Genomic DNA, 17,424 nt, shown 5'->3' on the forward strand with positions numbered 1-17,424 from the left:
GACCGGCTCGGCTATTTTGGAGGCCACATGACAAACTCAGTCCTGCTGTCGATCGACGGCCCCATCGCCACCATCACGCTGAACGATCCTGCGAAGCACAATCGCCTCGACCCCTCGGGGCTGAAGCTGCTGCGCGAGGCGGTCGAGAAGGCCGACGCCGATCGCGCCGTGCGCGCTACGGTGATCACCGGTGCCGGCGAGAAGACGTTCTGCTCCGGCTACGACCTGGGCTCGATCCCTGCGGGCGAGCGCAAGGACGAGGGTGGCGACAACACGTTCGAAGTCGTCATGGATCGCATCGAGGCCATGCGCATGCCGACCCTGTGCGCGCTGAACGGCGGTGTCTATGGCGGCGCCACCGATCTGGCGCTGGCCTGCGACTTCCGCCTCGGCGTCAAGGGCATGCGCTTCTTCATGCCGGCGGCGCGCTTCGGTCTCCACTACTATCCGAGCGGGCTGCGCCGCTATACGCAGAAGGTGAGCCCGAGCTTCGCCAAGCGTGCCTTCCTGCTGTCGGAGGATTTCCACGACACCGAGCTCCTGGCGGTCGGCTATCTCGACTGGCTGGTCGAGCGCGCTGAGTTCAAGGACAAGGTGGCCGAGAAGGCCGGGCGCCTGGCCGGCCTCGCACCGCTGTCGATGTCGGGCATGAAGCGGGCGATCGAGCAGTTCGCCCAGGCGGCACCCGACATGCCCTCGATCCGCGAGACCCAGCGGGCCTGTGCGACCTCGGAAGATCTCAAGGAGGGGCTGGCGGCACTCGGCGAGCGGCGCACTCCGACCTTCACGGGCCGCTGACGCAGGGACAACCGCACCTGATCGCTCCGGTTGTCCCAAGAATGCCGCGATTCAATGCAGGATGCCGGCAGTATCTGAGGCCGTGCCGACAGCCGCCTGGCGAGGTATATTGCAGCCGGGCGGTAAATCGAGATAGGGCCGCTGAACCGAAGAGACCATGCAACGCCGCCTAGCCGCCATCGTCCACGCCGACCTCGCCGGATTCACCCGGATGATGGAGGGCGCCGAGACCCGTACGTTCCGCCACCTCAAGTCAGCCCAGATCGAAGTCTGGCGTCCGGCCATCGACTCCGGACGCGGCCGTCTCGTCGGGACGGCGGGCGACGCCATGCTGGCGGAGTTCGGCTCGGCCGTCTCGGCGGTTGCCGCGGCGATCGACATCCAGGAGCGGATGGCCCGTTTCAACGAGCAGCTCAGCGAGGAGCAGCGCATGCTGTTCCGCATCGGCGTCCATCTCGGCGAAGTCATCATCGACGACGAGGACCAGAACATCTTCGGCGACGGCGTCAATCTCGCCGCCCGCATCCAGACGCTGGCGGAACCCGGTGGCATCGCGGTGTCGCGCGCCGTCCGCGACCTCGTGGAGCTGCGGACCGAGTACGTGTTCCATGACGGCGGCGAACACCAGCTCAAGAACGTCAGCCGGTCCGTGCAGGTCTTCCACGTCAGGCAGGCGAAGCTCGCCTCGCCCGGGACGACGACGCGCATGGTGCCTCAGATCACGTTGCGCTTCGAAGGGCCCGATTCGGCGGGGCGCAAGCACACGTTCGAAGTGTCATTGGAAAAGCTGGTCGGCCAGAGCCAGGGCATGTGCATCGGCCGCGCCGCCGACCAGTGCGAACTCGTCGTGCCCCATCCGACCGTTTCGCGCCGACACGCCAGGCTCAGCGTCGCCGGCGAGGCGTTGCAGGTCGAGGATCTTGGTTCGACCAACGGGACCGCGGTCAACGGTACGGCTCTCAAAGCAGGCGCGCCGATTGCCCTGCAGGCAGGATCGAAGTTGCGGCTCGGCGATGTCGAGCTGGTCGTTCATCACACCTAGGGGCGTGACCCGCCCATGAACGAGCCCACGACCCTTTCCGGTGCCACGCCGCCGCCGGAGGTCGACTATGTCTCGCTGAAGGCCGGTCAGATGATCGGACGCTACGAGATCGTGTCGGTGCTGGGACAGGGCGGGTTCGGCATCACCTATCGCGCCCGCGACGTGCAACTCGGCCGCGAAGTCGCGATCAAGGAGTATCTGCCGTCGGCGCTGGCGGTGCGCCAGGACGGCTCCACGGTGCTGCCGCGCACGACCAAGATGGCCGACGATTTCGGCTGGGGACGCGACCGCTTCGTCACCGAAGGTCGCACGCTCGCCAGCCTCCATCGCGTGCCGGCGATCGTGCAGGTCTTCGATTTCCTCGAAGCCAATGGCACGGCCTACATCGTGATGGAACTGCTGAGCGGTGCCACGCTCGAGGATCGCATCAACACCGGCGGCAAGCTGAAGCCCGAGGAAATCGATCGCATCCTGTGGCCGCTGCTCGACGGGCTGGAGCAGGTCCATGCCGCGGGCTTCCTGCACCGCGACATCAAGCCGGCCAACATCCTGCTCGACGCTGCCGGAAATCCGACCCTGATCGACTTCGGCGCTTCGCGCGCGGCCATGGTCGGCCGGACGGCCGCGATGACGGCAATCTTCACGCCGGGCTACGCCGCGGCCGAACAGATGACGTCGGCCAAGCAGGGGCCGTGGACCGATATCTACGGCCTCGCTGCCACGATCTATCACGCCATCGCCGGCAAGGCGCCGCCCAATGCCTTCGACCGCATGCTGGACGACGGCTATGAGCCGCTCGGCAAGCTGGCCCCCCAGGGGTTCTCGCCGGGCGTGCTGGCTGGCGTGGATGCCGGTCTCACCGTCGCCGCGCGCGACCGTCCGCAGTCGATCGCCGGCTGGCGACCCATCCTCGGCATGACCGCCGCCCCAGAGCCGAACGCCACCATGGTGATGGGGAAGGGCGACGACGCGCCGGCTGCGCGCGTGTCCGTTCTCGGGCCGGCCACGGTGTCGCCGACCGCTCCGCCCCCGCCTGCGGCGAAGAGCCGGACCGGCCTGTGGGCCGGCATCGCGGCGCTCGTCCTGCTGGCGGTCGGAGGCGGCGGCTATTATGCGATGGCCACGCGCGGGCCCGACCCGGAGATGGTGAAGGCACGCGCCGCGGCCGAAGCGGCCGAGGAGGGGCGTCGCAAGGCGGCGGCGGAGGCCGACAAGCTGCGCGCCGAGAAGGCCGAACAGGAAGCCAAGGCCAAGGCCGAGCAGGAGGCCAAAGCGAAGGCGGAGCAGGACGCCAAGGCACAAGCAGATCTCGCGGCGCGGCAGAAGGCCGAAGCCGATGCCGCCAAGCGCCAGATCGAAGAAGAGACGCGGCGCAAGGTCGAGGCCGAAATCGCCGATCGGAAGCGCGCCGACGAGGAAGCCCAGCGCAAGGCCGCCGAGGAAGCTGCTGCCCGGCAGAAGGCCATCGAGGAGGCCCGGAAGGCGACCGAGTTCGTGGCCGGCAACTTCGACCATTTCGGCAAGACGCTGATGATGATCGGCCTCAAGGACCGCACCGGTGAGATCAGGTTGCAGGGGGTCGACGTCGTGGACGATCCGGCGCTTCACAAGCTTGCCGCCGATTCGCTGGCCGCTCAGCCGCGCAACCTGCGCTGCCGCCAGACGGACCGCTTGACCGATGGCACGCCGCTCTATCGTTGCCTGATCACCAAACGGAACTCCAAGGATCCGCTCGCCGACATACCGGACTCGGACCGCGACGATCTCGCGCTCGTCCTGGTCCGGACCGGCCTGCTGCTGGCCTCGTGCGATGCTCCGCGCTCCTATGCGGATGCGGAGGACGATGCCCGTGGCAGCAAGCAATATCTCTGGAGTAGAGTGAACGTTCCTGAATACAAAAGGAGATGCACCAGATGACTGCAGTGACTGCTGACACGGCCTTCTTCTCCGGCAGGAAGATCGTCGTCCGGATCGTAGGCGTGATCGCAGCCCTTGGGCTCGTGGCCGCCTGCACGGACGATCGCGGGCAGCCGAACAACCAGACGACCGGTACCGTCATGGGCGCGGCGCTGGGCGGTGTCGTGGGCGGCCTGGCCTTCGGGTCCGTCGGTGGCGCAGTCGGTGGTGCGCTGGTGGGCGGCCTCGCCGGCAATCTCGTCGGCCGCGCGCTCGACGATCAGGAGCGCCGCCGTCTCGCCGAAGCCACGCAGTACGCGTTCGTCGCTGAGAACAATGTACCGACCACGTACACGGTCGAACCGACCAAGACTTCGTCTTCGGCTGCATCGACCGCGCCGCCGACCGTCGTCAGCGCCAAGCCGGTCGCTCCGGCGACCAGCCGCGCCGACGGCAGCACCTGCCGGCCGATCGAGTTGACGGCGACCAAGAACGGCCAGACCACGACCGAGACGACGACTTTCTGCAAGTCGGCGGGCTCGCAGGAACTGAAGCCCGTTTCCGTCTGACCGGCTGACACTTTCTGGAACGGAACGGCCGGCGGTCCCTGATCGCCGGCCGTTTTCGTGTGCGGCGGGCTGGTCCAATCGACACAACTCGGTCATTTTCCTGAGCGAGGAGAGAGGTATGGCAGGCAATCGACAGGCAGCGAAACTGCGGGACCTCCTGGCACGGGGCGAGTTCATCCTGGCGCCGGGCGTCTACGACGGCATTTCCGCGCGCGTCGCGGACCGCATGGACTTTCCGGCTCTCTACATGACGGGCTACGGCGCCACGGCCTCGATGCTGGGCCTGCCCGATGCCGGGCTGGCGACCTATTCCGACATGCTGGGCCGCGCCGAGATGATCTGCTCCGTGATCGAAACGCCGCTCATCGCCGACGCCGATACAGGCTATGGCGGGTTGCTGAACGTCCAGCGCACGATTCGCGGCTACGAGGCGGCGGGCGTCGCGGCGATCCAGATCGAGGACCAGGAGACGCCCAAGAAGTGCGGCCATACGCCGGGACGGCGCGTGGTTCCGGCCGAGGAGATGGTGCTCAAGATCCGGGTCGCGGCGGATGCGCGCCGGCATGAGGAAACGCTGATCGTCGCGCGTACCGATGCGCGCACGGCGCTGGGGCTCGACGAAGCGCTGCGCCGCGCCGCGCTCTACGAGGAGGCGGGCGCCGACATCATCTTCGTTGAATCGCCCGAGAGCGAGGCCGAACTGGAGCGCATCGGGCGCGAGGTGAACAAGCCGCTGCTCGCCAACATGGTCGAGTTCGGCAAGACGCCGCGCGCCGAGGTCGACCGTCTGAAGAAATGGGGCTTCGATCTCGCGATCTATCCCGTCCTCGGCCTCACCGTCGCCGCCGAGGCGATGCGGCAGTCGTTCGCGCATCTCAAGGACAGCGGCACCAGCGTCGGCGATCCGTTGCCGCAATATCAGGACATCCATGGGCTGATGGGATTCCCCGAGGTCTGGGACTTCGAGAAGCGTTGGGCGACATGAACGGCAAGCAGTTCCTCGAACTCCTGTCGCGCCTGCCGGCCCGCGTCTGGATCCAGGCGATCCTGGGTCTGATCGCCTTCGTCGTGCTCGCGGTCCTGGGCTTCGCCGTGATCGCGGGCATCGCGGCCGTCGCGCTCGTGCTGTTGCTGGCCTTCAAGGCGAAACGCTGGATCCTGGGTTTCTTTGGCCGCGACATCGAGCCTGCGCCGCCGGCCCGTCATCACGACGGCAAGATCACCGACGTCCAGTACGAGATCGTCGACCGAACCAACGACCGCACGCCGCGGCCTTAGGGAGACAAAGCGCGTTCGTGCTCAATTCTTGTCATCCTGAGCGCAGCGAAGGATCTCCCGTCCGCAACGCAACCCTCTGGCCGCTATGTGAGGTCCTTCACACCGCTCAGGACGACAGCGTTTAGACCCGGACGATCTTTCCCGGATTCATCAGGTTCTGCGGATCGAGCGCGCGCTTGATCGTCCGCATCGTGTCGATCTCGACCTGGCTGCGATAGTGGGCGAGCTCGTCGACCTTGAGCAGGCCGATCCCGTGCTCGGCCGAGATCGATCCGCCATAGCTGACCACCAGATCGTAGACGGCAGCATTCAGGGCATGGGTGTGCGGCAGGAAGCGCGCCTTGTCCCAGCCTGCGGGCGCCTGGCAGTTGAAGTGGAGGTTGCCGTCGCCGACATGGCCAAAGGTGACCGGCCGGCCTTCGGGGAGCGCCTTCTTCATCGCAGCCAGCCCTTCGGTGACGAAGATGGGGATCTTGCTGACGGCCACGGAGATGTCGTGCTTCACGGAGGGGCCTTCCTTCTTGGAAGCCTCCGTATGGTTCTCGCGCAGGCTCCACAGCGCGCGCGCCTGGGTCTCGTTCTGCGCGATCGTGGCGTCGAGGACGAGGCCGCCTTCCATCGCCTCGCCGAGATAGGCTTCCATCTTTTCGCGCAGGCCGCCCTGGTTCTCGCCGTCGCGACGCGCGCGCGTCGAGGACCACTCGAGCAGCACGTACCAGTCATGGCGCTCGGCCAGAGGATCGGCGGCGCCGGGAATGTGCTGCAGCACGAGGTCGATGCCCTGGCGGCCCATCAGCTCGCAGGAGGTGACATTGTCTTCCGACGCGGCATGCGCGCCGCTCAGCAGGGCGACGGCGGCCTCGGGTGAGGGGACGGCGACCCAGGCGGTGGCGACGTCCTTGGGCTTGGGCCAGAGCTTCAGCACCGCGCGCGTGATGATGCCCAACGTGCCTTCGGCGCCGAGATAGAGGTCGCGCAGGTCGTAGCCGGTATTGTCCTTCTTGAGCGCGCGCAGCCCGTTCCAGATCTCGCCCTGGGGAGTCACAACCTCGAGGCCGAGGACGAGCTGGCGGGCGTTGCCGTAGTGCAGGACCTGCACGCCGCCGGCATTGGTCGAGAGGTTGCCGCCGATCGTGCAGCTTCCCTCGGCGGCCAGCGACAGCGGGAACAGACGGTCGTGTTGCGCGGCCGTTTCCTGGATGGTCTTCAGGATGACGCCGGCCTCGACCGTCATCGAATAGCCGATCAGGTCGATGTCGACGATGCGCGTCATGCGGTTGAGCGAGAGCACGATCTCGCGGCCCTTTTCGTCGGGAGTGCCGCCGCCGACCAGGCCCGTGTTCCCGCCCTGCGGCACCACCGCGACCTTCTCGGCCGCGCACAGCTTCACGACGTCGGCGACTTCCTGGGTGTTGGCCGGCCGCACCACGGCGAGCGCGTTGCCCACGAAGCTCTCGCGCCAGTCGGTGACGTAGGGATGCTTGCCCTGCTCGTCGGTGATCAGACCCTTGTCGCCGACGATGGCGCGCAGCTTTTCGACGAAATCGCTCATCAGATACGCAGAACTTTCCCGGGGTTCATGATGTTCTTCGGATCGAGCGCGCGCTTGATCGTGCGCATCGTGTCCAGTTCGATCCGGCTGCGGTAGTGCGCAAGCTCGTCGAGCTTGTCGATGCCGATGCCGTGCTCGGCCGAGATCGAGCCGTCGAGGCTGGTCACCAGGTCGTTGACCGCGCGCGTGATGGCGGGCGAGTACTGGCTGAGCGTCGGCCGGTCCATGCCCTTCGGTCCCATGAAGGAGAAGTGGATGTTGCCGTCGCCGATATGGCCGAGCGGATAGGGGCGGATGCTGGGCAGGATGTCGAGCGCGGCCTTGAGGCCGCGTTCGATGAACTGCGGCACCTTGGAGATCGACACCGAGATGTCGTAGCTGAGGCCAGGCCCTTCGGCGCGAGAGGCGGGCGCCACCGACTCGCGGATCACCCACATGTTGCGCGCCTGCGCCTCGCTCTGGGCGATCACGGCATCGAGCACGCGGCCGGCCTCCATCTGGTCGGCGAGGAACTGCTCCATCTTCTCGGACATCCCCTCGGCGCCCTCGGCCTTGGGACGCGCCGACGTCCACTCGAGCAGCAGGAACCATTGCGTGTCGGCCTTCAGCGGATCCTGAGTGCCGGGGATGTTGCGCAGGACCATGTCGGTGCAGGTCCGGCTCATCAGCTCGCACGAGCCGACATTGTCCTCCGAGGCGCCGTGCGCTTCGGACAGGATCTCGATGGCGGCCTGCGGATCGCGGATGGCGAGCCAGGCGGTCGCCACGTCCTTGGAAGCGGGCCACAGCTTCAGCACGGCCTTGGTGATGATGCCCAGCGTGCCTTCGGCGCCCATGAACAGGTGCTTGAGGTCGTAGCCGGTATTGTCCTTCTTGAGCGCGCGCAGGCCGTTCCAGATGTCGCCGTTCGGCAGCACCACTTCGAGACCCATGACGAGGTTGCGCGCATTGCCGTAGCGCAGCACCTGCACGCCGCCGGCGTTGGTCGAGAGATTGCCGCCGATCATGCAGGAGCCCTGGGCGCCCAGGAACAGCGGGAAGAAGCGGTCGTGGCTGGCGGCCGTCTCCTGCAGCGTCTGCAGCACACAGCCCGCCTCGACGGTCATCGAGTAGCCGACCGGATCGACGTTCAGCACCTTGTTCATGCGGCCGACCGACAGGACGATGCCGGTGTGCGATGGCCAGGGCGTCGCGCCGCCCATAAGGCTGGTATTGCCGGCCTGGGGCACGATGGCGATGCCATTGTCGTAGCAGAGCTTCACGACCTTCGAGACTTCCTCGACATTGGCCGGGCGCACGACGACGGCGGCGTTGCCGACGATCGAGCCGCGCCAGTCGGTGACGAAAGGCTGCTTGCCCTGGTCGTCGGCGATCAGGCCCTTGTCGCCCACGATGGCGCGCAGGCTTTCGAGGATCGCAGGCGTGACGGGGGCCGTCGGGATGGTCGGAATGATCGCGGTATCGGGCATTGTTTCCTCACTTTGGCGGCAGACTAGCGCTGCCTGTGGGAGCCGTCATCCGCCGCGGCTCGCCTTAGTCTGTCATTGATCGCAAGGCCGAGGCCGGTATGCGGAATGGGTGCCACGGCGATGCGGCCGATACCGGGACGGTCGAGCGACCGCATCATGGCGAAGAGGTTGGCGGCCGCCTCGCCGAGATTGCCGGACGGGCTCAGGTTCATCGTCAACATGGCGCCCGCCGGCACCGTATTGCCGAAGGCCAGCAGGCCTTCATCGGCCGAAACCGATGTCGCCTCCAGTCGCACGGGGCGCGAAGGTGCGTAATGGCTCTGGAGCTGGCCGGGAGACTTGCGCGCGGCATCGCCGCTCGGGATGGCATCGCTGAGCGCGATGGGGCCGATCACCGCCTCGATCGCCTCGCGTGTCGCGCCGCCGGGACGCAGCAGGATGGGGGAGTCGGTCGAGAGATCGAGCACGGTCGATTCGACGCCGACCAGGCAGGCGCCGCCATCGAGGATCATCGGCGCCCGTGTCCCCAGGGATTGTGCCACATGCTCGGCACGGGTCGGGCTCACTTCACCGCTGCGGTTGGCCGACGGCGCCGCGATCGGGCGACCAGTCGCGCGGATCAGGGCCTGCGCCACCGGATGGGAAGGCGCGCGGATTGCGACCGTGTCGAGGCCGGCGGTTGCGAGCAGGGCGATCGTCGAGCCCGGGGCGCGGGGCAGCACGAGCGTGAGAGGCCCCGGCCAGAAACGCGCCGCGAGTTTCTCCGCGGTGTCGTTCCAGCGCACGAAGGCACGCGCGGCGGCGGCGTCGAGCACGTGGCTGATCAGCGGATTGAACTGCGGACGCCCCTTGGCCTCGAAGATGGCCGCCACGGCCCGCTCGTTGGTGGCGTCGCCGCCCAGGCCGTAGACGGTCTCGGTCGGGAAGGCGACGAGACCGCCGTCACGCAGCGTTGCTGCGGCCTGGGCGATGGACTGCGCCGTCGCCTCGACCAGGCTCATCGCGCCGCCAGGCTGCGAGCGATGAAGTGCGGGTTGGCGAAGCGCGGCTTGCCGTAGAGCAGGGGCTTGCCGTCCACGGTGACGACCTCGCCGCCGGCGGCTTCGAGCACGCCCTGGGCTGCGCCGGTATCCCACTCCATGGTCGGTCCGAACCGCGGATAGATGTCGGCCTTGCCCTCGGCGATCAGGCAGAACTTCAGCGACGAGCCCGCCTGCACGCGGTCGGACACCGTGAGGTTGTTGTTGCGGAACCAGATGTCGAGGTCGTTGTAGGTGCCGTGGCTGCGGCTCGCACAGGCGGTCAGCCCCTCGGACGGTGGCGTGCGCGTACGGATCGGCGTGAAGGCGCCCTTGCCTTCGCGCTTGTCGGCCCCGAGCCCCCTGGCGCCACGCCACAGCGTTTCGGTGGCAGGGGCGAGGACGATACCGAGGGTCGGGCGGCCGTGCTCGATGAGAGCGATGTTCACCGTGAACTCGCCGTTCCTCTTGATGAATTCCTTGGTGCCGTCGAGCGGGTCGACCAGCCAGAAAGGCCGTCCATCATCGAGCGACGGGACGCGGCCGGCCGCCATTTCCTCCTCGGCAATGATCACGAGCCCCGGCGTGAGCTTGTGCAGGCCGGCCAGGATGACCGCTTCGGCCGCGTGATCGGCATCCGTGACCGGGCTCTTGTCCTCCTTGTCGCGAACGCCGTGATCGCCGGCGTAGATCCGCATGATCTCGCGTGCGGCTTCTTCCGCGATGTCGGTGCAGGTGTCGCGGAGGGTGTCGAGGGGAGGAAGGGCCTGGGTCATGGGCGGTCCTTATAGACGGCGGGGGCTCCGCCTTGACAGCAAACTTCACGCCCGCAAGTATATTGGAACAATGTTCCAATATATAGAACAATCGGAGGGAAACGATGTCCGTGAACGTGATCGGCATGATCGGTGTGGCGCCGCCGCAGGGGACCTCCCTGCATGTGATTGCCGGAGGTATCTCGCCCTCGTTCCTGCGTGAGTTTGCGCAGACTCACGAGAAGGCCGGCTTCGATTATGTGCTGGTCGGCTACTACGCCTCGTCGGCCGAGGGCTTCAACGTCGCGACTTATGCCGCGGCCCATACCGAGAAGCTTCGCTACCTGATCGCCCACCGGCCGGGTGTCGTTTCTCCGACCCTGGCGGCGCGGGCCGCGGCGACGATGGACCAGCTCTCCGGCGGCCGCCTTGCGCTTCATATCATCGTCGGCAACAGCGACGCCGACCAGCAGCGCGAGGGCGACTTCTCGCCGAAGGAAGAGCGCTACGTGCGCGCCGCCGAGTATCTCGACGTGATGCGCAAGGTCTGGACCTCGAGCAAGCCGTTCGACTACGAGGGCAAGTTCTACCGGTTCAAGGACGTGTTCTCCGAGGCCCGACCGTTCCAGCAGCCGCATCCGCCGCTGTTCTTCGGTGGCTCCTCGCCGGGCGCGATGGAGATGGGCGCACAGCATTGCGATACTTTCGCCATGTTCGGCGAACCGCTGGCGGAGACGGCGGAGCGCATGGAAGAGTTCCGTCGCATGATCAAGCCGTTCGGCCGTACGCCGCGCTTCAACGTCTCCTTCCGGCCGATCATCGCAGAGACCGAAGGCAAGGCGTGGGACAAGGCAAAGAAGATCCTCGACGATCTCAAGTCGAGCGGGACCATGCCGAGCAAGGCGCAGGACAAGTCGGCCGAACGTCTCGTCGCGCTGGCGCAGCGCGGCGACGTGCATGATGAGCGGCTGTGGATGCCGGTCGCGGGCGCGGCTGCGGGCAAGGGCAACACCTCGTGCCTCGTCGGCACACCGGAGCAGGTCGCGACGGCGATGCTGAAATACTACAGCCTCGGCGTGGCCTCGTTCCTCATCCGCGGTTTCGATCCATTGGGCGATGTCACCGATTTCGGCCGCGAGCTGATCCCGCGCCTGAAGGCGGGCGCCGTCGAGATCGATCACGAACGCGCAGCAGCCGCCTAACAAGAAGACAAACGTCAAAGCAGGAGGAAACGTGTTCAGGAAACAGTTTTGCGTCGCTCTCGCGGGCGCCGCGGCGCTCTCGCTTGGCTTCGCCGGCACCGCGCCGGCGCAGTCGTATCCCGACAAGCCGATCAAGCTGATCGTGCCCTATCCGCCGGGCGCGACGAACGATCTGCTGGCGCGTGTGCTCGCCGAGCCGCTGGCGAAGGAACTCGGGCAGCCCGTGATCGTCGACAACAAGGGCGGTGCGGCCACCGCGATCGGCGCGACGGCGGCGGCCAATGCGCCGGCCGACGGCTATACGATGCTGCTGGGAACGGGCACGACCTATACGCTGAATCCGCTGCTGAAGAAGGGCCTGGCCTACGATACCGACCGCGACTTCAAGATGGTGTCGATCATCGCCGAGGTCCCCGTGGTCTTCATCGTCAACCCGAAGTTTCCGGCCAGGACATTGTCGGAGTTCGTCGCCTACGCGAAGGCCAATCCGGGCAAGGTGAATTTCTCGTCCTCGGGCCTCGGTTCCTCGCTCCATCTCGCGGCCGAGTTGTTTGCCCAGCGCGCCGGCATCAAGATGACCCACGTGCCGTATCCGGGCAGCGCGGGCGCGATGCGCGCCCTGTTGGCCGACGAGGTGCAGATGTTCTCCGAAGTGATCTCCGGCGCTCTGCCGCAGATCGACCAGAAGACCGTCGCGCCGCTGGCGATCACCAGTGCCAAGCGCCTGGCGGTCGCTCCCTCGATCCCCACGGTCGCGGAGAGCGGATATCCCGGCTTCGAGGCTGTGGGCTGGTATGCCCTCGCCGTTCCGAAGGCGACGCCGGCCGCAGTGGTTGCGCGCATCGAGACCGCCATCAACAAGATCCTGGCCTCCGGCGTCCTGCAGGCACGCTTCGAGCCGCTGGCGATTGTCATTCCCGGTCCGCAGGAGCCCGCCTCGGCCGACAAGTACATGGCGCAGGACCGTGCGCTCTGGGAGCCGTTGGTCCGCTCGCTGAACATCTCGCTCGATTGAGGAGAACGGAGCAGCATGGATACGACGGTCGTCAAGGCGCTGACGGTACTGGAGGCCCTGGCCGCCAGTGCGACGCCGCTCGGCGTGACCGAGCTCGCGACGAGGCTCGGCCTGTCGAAGAGCAACGTGCATCGGCTGCTGCAGACGCTGGCGGCCCGGGGCTATGTCACTCAGGTCGACCAGCGTTACACCGTGACGACCCGGCTGTGGGAACTGGGCGCGATGATCGTCAGCCGCCTGGACGTGGCGCAGGTCGCCACGCCGGTGATGCAGCGCCTCGTCGCCGAGGTCGACGAGACCGCGCATCTTTCGATCCTCGACATGGCCGCTTGTGAGGTCGTCTCCATCCACAATGTCGAGAGCGCCCAGCCGGTCCGGGCCTATTCGCGAATCGGCCAGCGTACGCCCGCGCATTGCGTGGCCACAGGCAAGGCGCTGCTGTCCGCACAGTCGCCTGAAGCCTTGCGGTCGCTGCCCGAGGAGCTGCAGCGCTTCACGCCGCACACACTCTATCGCCGCGACGAGTTGCTCCAGGCCCTGGAGAAGGCCCGTCGCGATGGCTATTCGACCAATGTCGGCGAATGGCGCGAGCAGGTGGGCGGCGCAGCGGCGGTCATCTACGACCATGCGGGACGACCGGCGGCGGCCCTCGGGCTCACGGTACCGGTGGAGCGGCTGCAGCCCGAGGTCATGAACCGCTACATCCCGCGGCTCACGGCGGCGGCGGACGAGATTTCGCGGCTCATGGGGGCGCCGTCCGGCGCCCGCTGATCGCTACCCTTTCAGAACCCGACCTGCGACGGCATCGAGCTTGGCGACCATCTCCGCCGACCGGACGGCCGGCGAGGTAATGAGGGCGTGTTCGAGCGCGCGGTCGCAGCCGGACGGGCAGGGCGTGGGGCGGTCGGCCTTGAGGCGCGGCGCGATCATGGCGACCAGCGCCTTGGCCTTCTCGGCATTCTCGAGCAGCACGCGGACGATGTCGGCGACCTGCACATGGTCGTGGTCGGGATGCCAGCAGTCGAAGTCGGTGACCATGGCGACGGTGACGTAGCAAATCTCCGCCTCTCGGGCGAGCTTGGCCTCCGGCATGTTGGTCATGCCGATCACATCGCAGCCCCAGCTCCGATAGAGCTTCGATTCGGCCAGGCTGGAGAATTGCGGACCCTCCATCGCGATGTAGGTGCCGCCCTTGCGGACCGGGAAGCCGGCCTTCTGCGCACATTCGTGCACGGCTTCGGCCAGCCGGTTGCAGGTGGGCTGCGCCATCGAGACATGCGCGACCAGGCCCTCGCCGAAGAAGCTCTTCTCGCGGGCGAAGGTGCGGTCGATGAACTGGTCGACGATGACGAAGTGCCCCGGCGGCAGGTCCTCGCGCAGAGAGCCGCAGGCCGAGAGCGACAGGATGTCGGTGACGCCGACCCGCTTCAGGGCGTCGATATTGGCGCGGTAGTTGATCGAGCTGGGGGAATGACGGTGGCCCCGGCCATGCCGGGGGACGAAGACGACGTCGAGCCCGTCGAGGACGCCGAACAGGAACTCGTCGGACGTCTGGCCGAACGGCGAGTCGATCCGGCGCCATTCCGGGTTCTTGAGACCGGCCATGTCATAGACGCCACTGCCGCCGAGAATTCCCAACACGGTCATATGCTTCTCCTGGTTGGCGGTGGTGTATCATTCCCGTCCGACAAAGGGGAGAGAGGCATGGGCAGGCTCGAGGGCAAGATCACCATCGTTACCGGCGCGACCAGCGGGATCGGGCGGCGCACCGTCGAATTGTTCGTCGAGGAGGGCGCCAAGGTGGTCGCCACAGGGCGGCGCGAGGCGTTGGGGCGCACCCTCGAGGCCGCCCTCGGGACCGACAACTGCCTCTTCGTGACGGCGGATGCGACGCGCGAGGACGATGTGAAGCGCGTGTTCGACGCCTGCCTGTCGAAGTGGGGGCGGGTCGACTGCCTGTTCAACAATGCCGGTGGCCCGGCCCCGGTGGGAGGCATCGAGACGGTGCCGGTCGAGGGCTTCGACGCCGCAATGGCGACTCTGGTCCGGTCGGTCATGCTGGGCATGAAGCACGCCGCGCCGCTCATGATGGCGCAAGGGTCGGGGAGCATCATCAACAATGGCAGCGTTGCGGCACGCCGGGCGGGCTACTCGACTTCGATGATCTACGGGGCCGCGAAGGCCGCGGTTAATCACCTGACCGTGTGCGTGGCCATGCAGCTCGGCGAGAAGAACGTGCGAGTGAACTCGATCTCGCCCGGCGGCATCGCCACCGGCATCTTCGCCAAGGCGCTGGGCCTGCCGCCGGACAAGGCCGATTCCTACGCCGAAGCCATGAAGGCCAGCATGGCCAAGAACCAGCCGATCCCGCGCGCCGGCATCGTCGACGACATCGCCAAGGCGGCCGTCTTCCTGGCCTCGGACGACTCGACCTTCATCAACGGGCACGACCTGGTGGTCGATGGCGGGCTGGTCGGCGGCCGCCTGTGGACGCCGCACCAGGAAGGCGTGAAGGCCATGCGCCAGGCCTTCGGCGTCGACGAGATCTGAGCCATGACCTCGCTCGTCGGCAAGGTCGCGCTGGTGACCGGCGCCTCGCGCGGCATCGGGCGCGCCGTGGCGCTCTCGCTAGCCCGGGAGGGCGCTACCGTGGTCGTGAACTATCGCGAGCGGGCGGCCGATGCCGACGAGGTCGTGGCCGCCATCCGAAAGGCCGGCGGCAAAGCCTTGGCGGTCGCCGCCGACGTGTCGGATGGTGCGGCCGTCGCCGCCATGATCGCCTCGGTCGAGCGCGAGCTGGGGCCGATCGACGTGCTGGTGAACAACGCCGGGCTGGCGATCATGACGGGCATCGACGACCTCACCGAGGAGCAGTTCGACCGCACCATCGCGGTCAACCTCAAGTCGGCTTTCCTGTGCACGAAGGCGGTCCTGCCGGGCATGCGGGCCCGCAAATGGGGCCGCATCGTCAACATTTCCTCGGGCGCGGCCCGCGGCGCGGGCGGCATCGGCCCGCACTACAACGCCTCCAAGGCGGGCATGGAGGGATTGACTCGCGGGTACGCCGCGCGGGTCGTGAAGGACGGAGTCACCGTCAATGCCGTGGCGCCCTCGCTGATCGAGACCGACATGGTCCGTGCCGGTCTTGCCTCGTCGCCGGACCGCATTCCGCTCGGCCGCTTCGGCACCTCGGAGGAATGCGCCCAGGCGGTCCTGATGGTGATCGGCAACGCCTACATGACCGGCCAGACCGTGGGCCTGAGCGGCGGACTGTCGTTTCTCTGACCTACTTCTTGGGCTCGACGTGGCCGCCGAAGGCGTGGCGCATGGCCGACAGCAGCTTGTTGGCCGTGCCTTCGCGGTCGCGCGAGCGGAAGCGGGCGTAGAGCGCCGCGGACAGGACGTCCGCCGGCACGGCTTCCTCGATCGCGGCATTGATGGTCCAACGGCCTTCACCGGAATCCTCGACGAAGCCCGAGTACTTCGAGAGGGCAGGGTCTTCTGCCAGCGCCGACGAGGTGAGGTCGAGCAGCCAGGAGCTGACGACGCTGCCGCGCCGCCAGACCTCGGCGATGTCGGCGAGGTCGAGGTCGTAGCGCCGCTCCGCCGGTATCGCTTCCGAGGAGACCTGGCGCAGGATCTCGAAGCCCTCGGCATAGGCCTGCATCAGCCCGTACTCGATGCCATTGTGCACCATCTTGACGAAGTGGCCGGCGCCGCTCGGGCCGCAATGGAGGTAGCCGCGCTCGACGCGGGGATCGCGCGTCTCGCGCCGCGGCGTCTTCGGGATCGTGCCTTCGCCCGGACTGAGCGCGGCGAAGATCGGGTCGAGCCGCTCCACGGCCTCCCTGTCGCCGCCGATCATCAGGCAATAGCCGCGCTCGAGGCCCCAGACGCCGCCGCTGGTGCCGCAGTCGAGATAGTGGATTCCCTTTTCCTTCATTTCTCGCGCGCGTCGGACGTCGTCCTGGAAGAAGGCGTTGCCGCCGTCGATAATCGTATCGCCGGGTTCCATGAGCCGTCCCAACTCGGCCACGGTCTGCTCGGTGATCTCGCCGGCCGGCAGCATCACCCAGACGTTGCGAGGCTTGGCCAGTTTCGCGACAAGTTCGGCCAGGTCGGGGGCGCCGGTGATGTTCTGACCGATGAGGCCCGCGACCGTCTGCGGGTTCTGGTCGAAGACGACGCACTCGTGTCCCTGCCGCACCAGCCGGCGCACGAGATTGGCTCCCATCCGCCCCAGACCGATCATGCCGAGCTGCATTCTTCTCTCCCCTGCGTTTCCTGATCCCGGTCCCATGATAAGCTGGCCGGCAATGAAGACCATCGTCGTCGTGATGGGCGTCTCGGGATCGGGCAAGACCACCGTCGCCAGCCTGCTGGCCGAACGGCTCGGTTGCGCGTTCCAGGATGGCGACGACCTTCATCCCAGCGAGAATGTCGAGAAGATGAGGAGCGGCACGCCGCTGACGGACGCCGATCGCCTGCCCTGGCTGCAGGCGATCGCCCGACGGATCGACTTCTGGCGGGAGCGGGGCGAATCGGGTGTCGTCACCTGCTCGGCGCTGAAGAAGGCCTACCGCCGGATCATCCTCGATGGCCGCGGCGACGTAAGTGTCGTCTACCTGAAGGGCGAGAGGGCGCTGATCCACGACCGGCTCCTGGCGCGCGCGTCGCACTTCATGCCGGTGGCCCTGCTCGACAGCCAGTTCGAGACGCTGGAGGAGCCGTCGGAGGATGAGAGCCCCATCGTGGTCGATATCGGGAAAGAACCGTCGCAGCTCGTTGACGAGATCATTTTCAGGCTTGGCGTGCGGCGCTGAAGATCG

The 17,424-nt window shown here is 67.2% G+C and carries 18 protein-coding genes; 12 read left to right on the top strand and 6 right to left on the bottom strand.

All coding sequences use genetic code 11. The features are described 5' to 3' along the window. Positions 1-27 precede the first annotated feature (27 nt). From ACP15H_RS04695 to ACP15H_RS04720, 6 genes are all read left to right on the top strand, one after another. Positions 28-798 (top strand): enoyl-CoA hydratase/isomerase family protein, encoded by a 771-nt coding sequence (locus ACP15H_RS04695; protein WP_425065044.1) that lies wholly within the window; start codon positions 28-30, stop codon positions 796-798. Between the two features lie 157 nt (positions 799-955). Beyond that, positions 956-1,840 carry an FHA domain-containing protein gene (locus ACP15H_RS04700; RefSeq protein WP_425065045.1) on the top strand — a complete coding sequence of 295 codons (885 nt, stop codon included), beginning with the start codon at positions 956-958 and terminating at the stop codon, positions 1,838-1,840. A 15-nt stretch (positions 1,841-1,855) separates the two neighbouring features. Beyond that, positions 1,856-3,757: a serine/threonine protein kinase gene (locus ACP15H_RS04705; RefSeq protein ID WP_425065046.1), complete on the top strand. Its 1,902-nt coding sequence runs from the start codon at positions 1,856-1,858 to the stop codon at positions 3,755-3,757. After that, complete coding sequence (locus tag ACP15H_RS04710) at positions 3,754-4,305, top strand: glycine zipper domain-containing protein (RefSeq protein WP_425065047.1); 552 nt, start codon at positions 3,754-3,756, stop codon at positions 4,303-4,305. Before ACP15H_RS04705 ends, ACP15H_RS04710 begins: the two co-directional genes overlap by 4 nt. Positions 4,306-4,423: 118 nt before the next feature. Then, positions 4,424-5,290: an isocitrate lyase/PEP mutase family protein gene (locus ACP15H_RS04715; RefSeq protein WP_425065048.1), complete on the top strand. Its 867-nt coding sequence runs from the start codon at positions 4,424-4,426 to the stop codon at positions 5,288-5,290. Continuing rightward, positions 5,287-5,583, top strand: a complete 297-nt coding sequence (locus ACP15H_RS04720; RefSeq protein ID WP_425065049.1) for a hypothetical protein — start codon at positions 5,287-5,289, stop codon at positions 5,581-5,583. The genes ACP15H_RS04715 and ACP15H_RS04720 overlap by 4 nt, the downstream gene beginning before the upstream one ends. A gap of 121 nt (positions 5,584-5,704) precedes the next feature. Here ACP15H_RS04720 and ACP15H_RS04725 read toward each other — a convergent pair whose 3' ends face one another. The 4 genes from ACP15H_RS04725 to cysQ are packed head-to-tail and all read right to left on the bottom strand — an operon-like array spanning position 5,705 to position 10,399. After that, the gene (locus ACP15H_RS04725; RefSeq protein WP_425065050.1) at positions 5,705-7,135 is read right to left on the bottom strand and encodes an FAD-binding oxidoreductase; all 1,431 of its coding nucleotides are present in this window, start codon (positions 7,133-7,135) and stop codon (positions 5,705-5,707) included. Beyond that, positions 7,135-8,604: an FAD-binding oxidoreductase gene (locus ACP15H_RS04730; RefSeq protein ID WP_425065051.1), complete on the bottom strand. Its 1,470-nt coding sequence runs from the start codon at positions 8,602-8,604 to the stop codon at positions 7,135-7,137. The genes ACP15H_RS04725 and ACP15H_RS04730 overlap by 1 nt, the downstream gene beginning before the upstream one ends. A 23-nt stretch (positions 8,605-8,627) precedes the next feature. Next, the gene (locus tag ACP15H_RS04735; RefSeq protein WP_425065052.1) at positions 8,628-9,605 is read right to left on the bottom strand and encodes an L-threonylcarbamoyladenylate synthase; all 978 of its coding nucleotides are present in this window, start codon (positions 9,603-9,605) and stop codon (positions 8,628-8,630) included. After that, positions 9,602-10,399 (bottom strand): 3'(2'),5'-bisphosphate nucleotidase CysQ, encoded by a 798-nt coding sequence (cysQ, locus tag ACP15H_RS04740; RefSeq protein ID WP_425065053.1) that lies wholly within the window; start codon positions 10,397-10,399, stop codon positions 9,602-9,604. The genes ACP15H_RS04735 and cysQ overlap by 4 nt, the downstream gene beginning before the upstream one ends. A gap of 104 nt (positions 10,400-10,503) precedes the next feature. Between cysQ and ACP15H_RS04745 the strand changes: the two genes are divergently transcribed. The 3 genes from ACP15H_RS04745 to ACP15H_RS04755 are packed head-to-tail and all read left to right on the top strand — an operon-like array spanning position 10,504 to position 13,366. Continuing rightward, positions 10,504-11,580 carry an LLM class flavin-dependent oxidoreductase gene (locus ACP15H_RS04745; RefSeq protein WP_425065054.1) on the top strand — a complete coding sequence of 359 codons (1,077 nt, stop codon included), beginning with the start codon at positions 10,504-10,506 and terminating at the stop codon, positions 11,578-11,580. A gap of 31 nt (positions 11,581-11,611) precedes the next feature. Then, entirely contained in the window at positions 11,612-12,595 is a 984-nt protein-coding gene (locus ACP15H_RS04750; protein WP_425065055.1) for a Bug family tripartite tricarboxylate transporter substrate binding protein, read from the top strand. A 15-nt stretch (positions 12,596-12,610) separates the two neighbouring features. Further along, on the top strand, positions 12,611-13,366 hold the full coding sequence (locus ACP15H_RS04755) for an IclR family transcriptional regulator (RefSeq protein WP_425065056.1): 756 nt from the start codon (positions 12,611-12,613) through the stop codon (positions 13,364-13,366). Between the two features lie 3 nt (positions 13,367-13,369). Here ACP15H_RS04755 and ACP15H_RS04760 read toward each other — a convergent pair whose 3' ends face one another. Next, a complete protein-coding gene (locus tag ACP15H_RS04760; RefSeq protein WP_425065057.1) occupies positions 13,370-14,242 on the bottom strand; it encodes an S-methyl-5'-thioadenosine phosphorylase in 873 nt (290 codons plus the stop codon). 57 nt (positions 14,243-14,299) lie between these two features. Between ACP15H_RS04760 and ACP15H_RS04765 the strand changes: the two genes are divergently transcribed. Both ACP15H_RS04765 and ACP15H_RS04770 read left to right on the top strand, forming a co-directional pair. Then, positions 14,300-15,145 carry an SDR family NAD(P)-dependent oxidoreductase gene (locus ACP15H_RS04765; RefSeq protein ID WP_425065058.1) on the top strand — a complete coding sequence of 282 codons (846 nt, stop codon included), beginning with the start codon at positions 14,300-14,302 and terminating at the stop codon, positions 15,143-15,145. Positions 15,146-15,148: 3 nt separating this feature from the next. After that, positions 15,149-15,880 carry an SDR family NAD(P)-dependent oxidoreductase gene (locus ACP15H_RS04770; protein ID WP_425065059.1) on the top strand — a complete coding sequence of 244 codons (732 nt, stop codon included), beginning with the start codon at positions 15,149-15,151 and terminating at the stop codon, positions 15,878-15,880. Position 15,881: 1 nt separating this feature from the next. On the opposite strand, the gene gnd is transcribed toward ACP15H_RS04770, so the two are convergent. Further along, the gene (gene gnd / locus ACP15H_RS04775) at positions 15,882-16,859 is read right to left on the bottom strand and encodes a phosphogluconate dehydrogenase (NAD(+)-dependent, decarboxylating) (RefSeq protein WP_425065060.1); all 978 of its coding nucleotides are present in this window, start codon (positions 16,857-16,859) and stop codon (positions 15,882-15,884) included. A 52-nt stretch (positions 16,860-16,911) separates the two neighbouring features. On the opposite strand from gnd, the gene ACP15H_RS04780 reads away from it, so the two are divergent. Next, entirely contained in the window at positions 16,912-17,418 is a 507-nt protein-coding gene (locus ACP15H_RS04780; RefSeq protein WP_425065061.1) for a gluconokinase, read from the top strand. The last annotated feature ends 6 nt before the right edge of the window (positions 17,419-17,424 follow it).

The organism is Reyranella sp., from assembly GCF_965249915.1.
Classification (GTDB): domain Bacteria; phylum Pseudomonadota; class Alphaproteobacteria; order Reyranellales; family Reyranellaceae; genus Reyranella.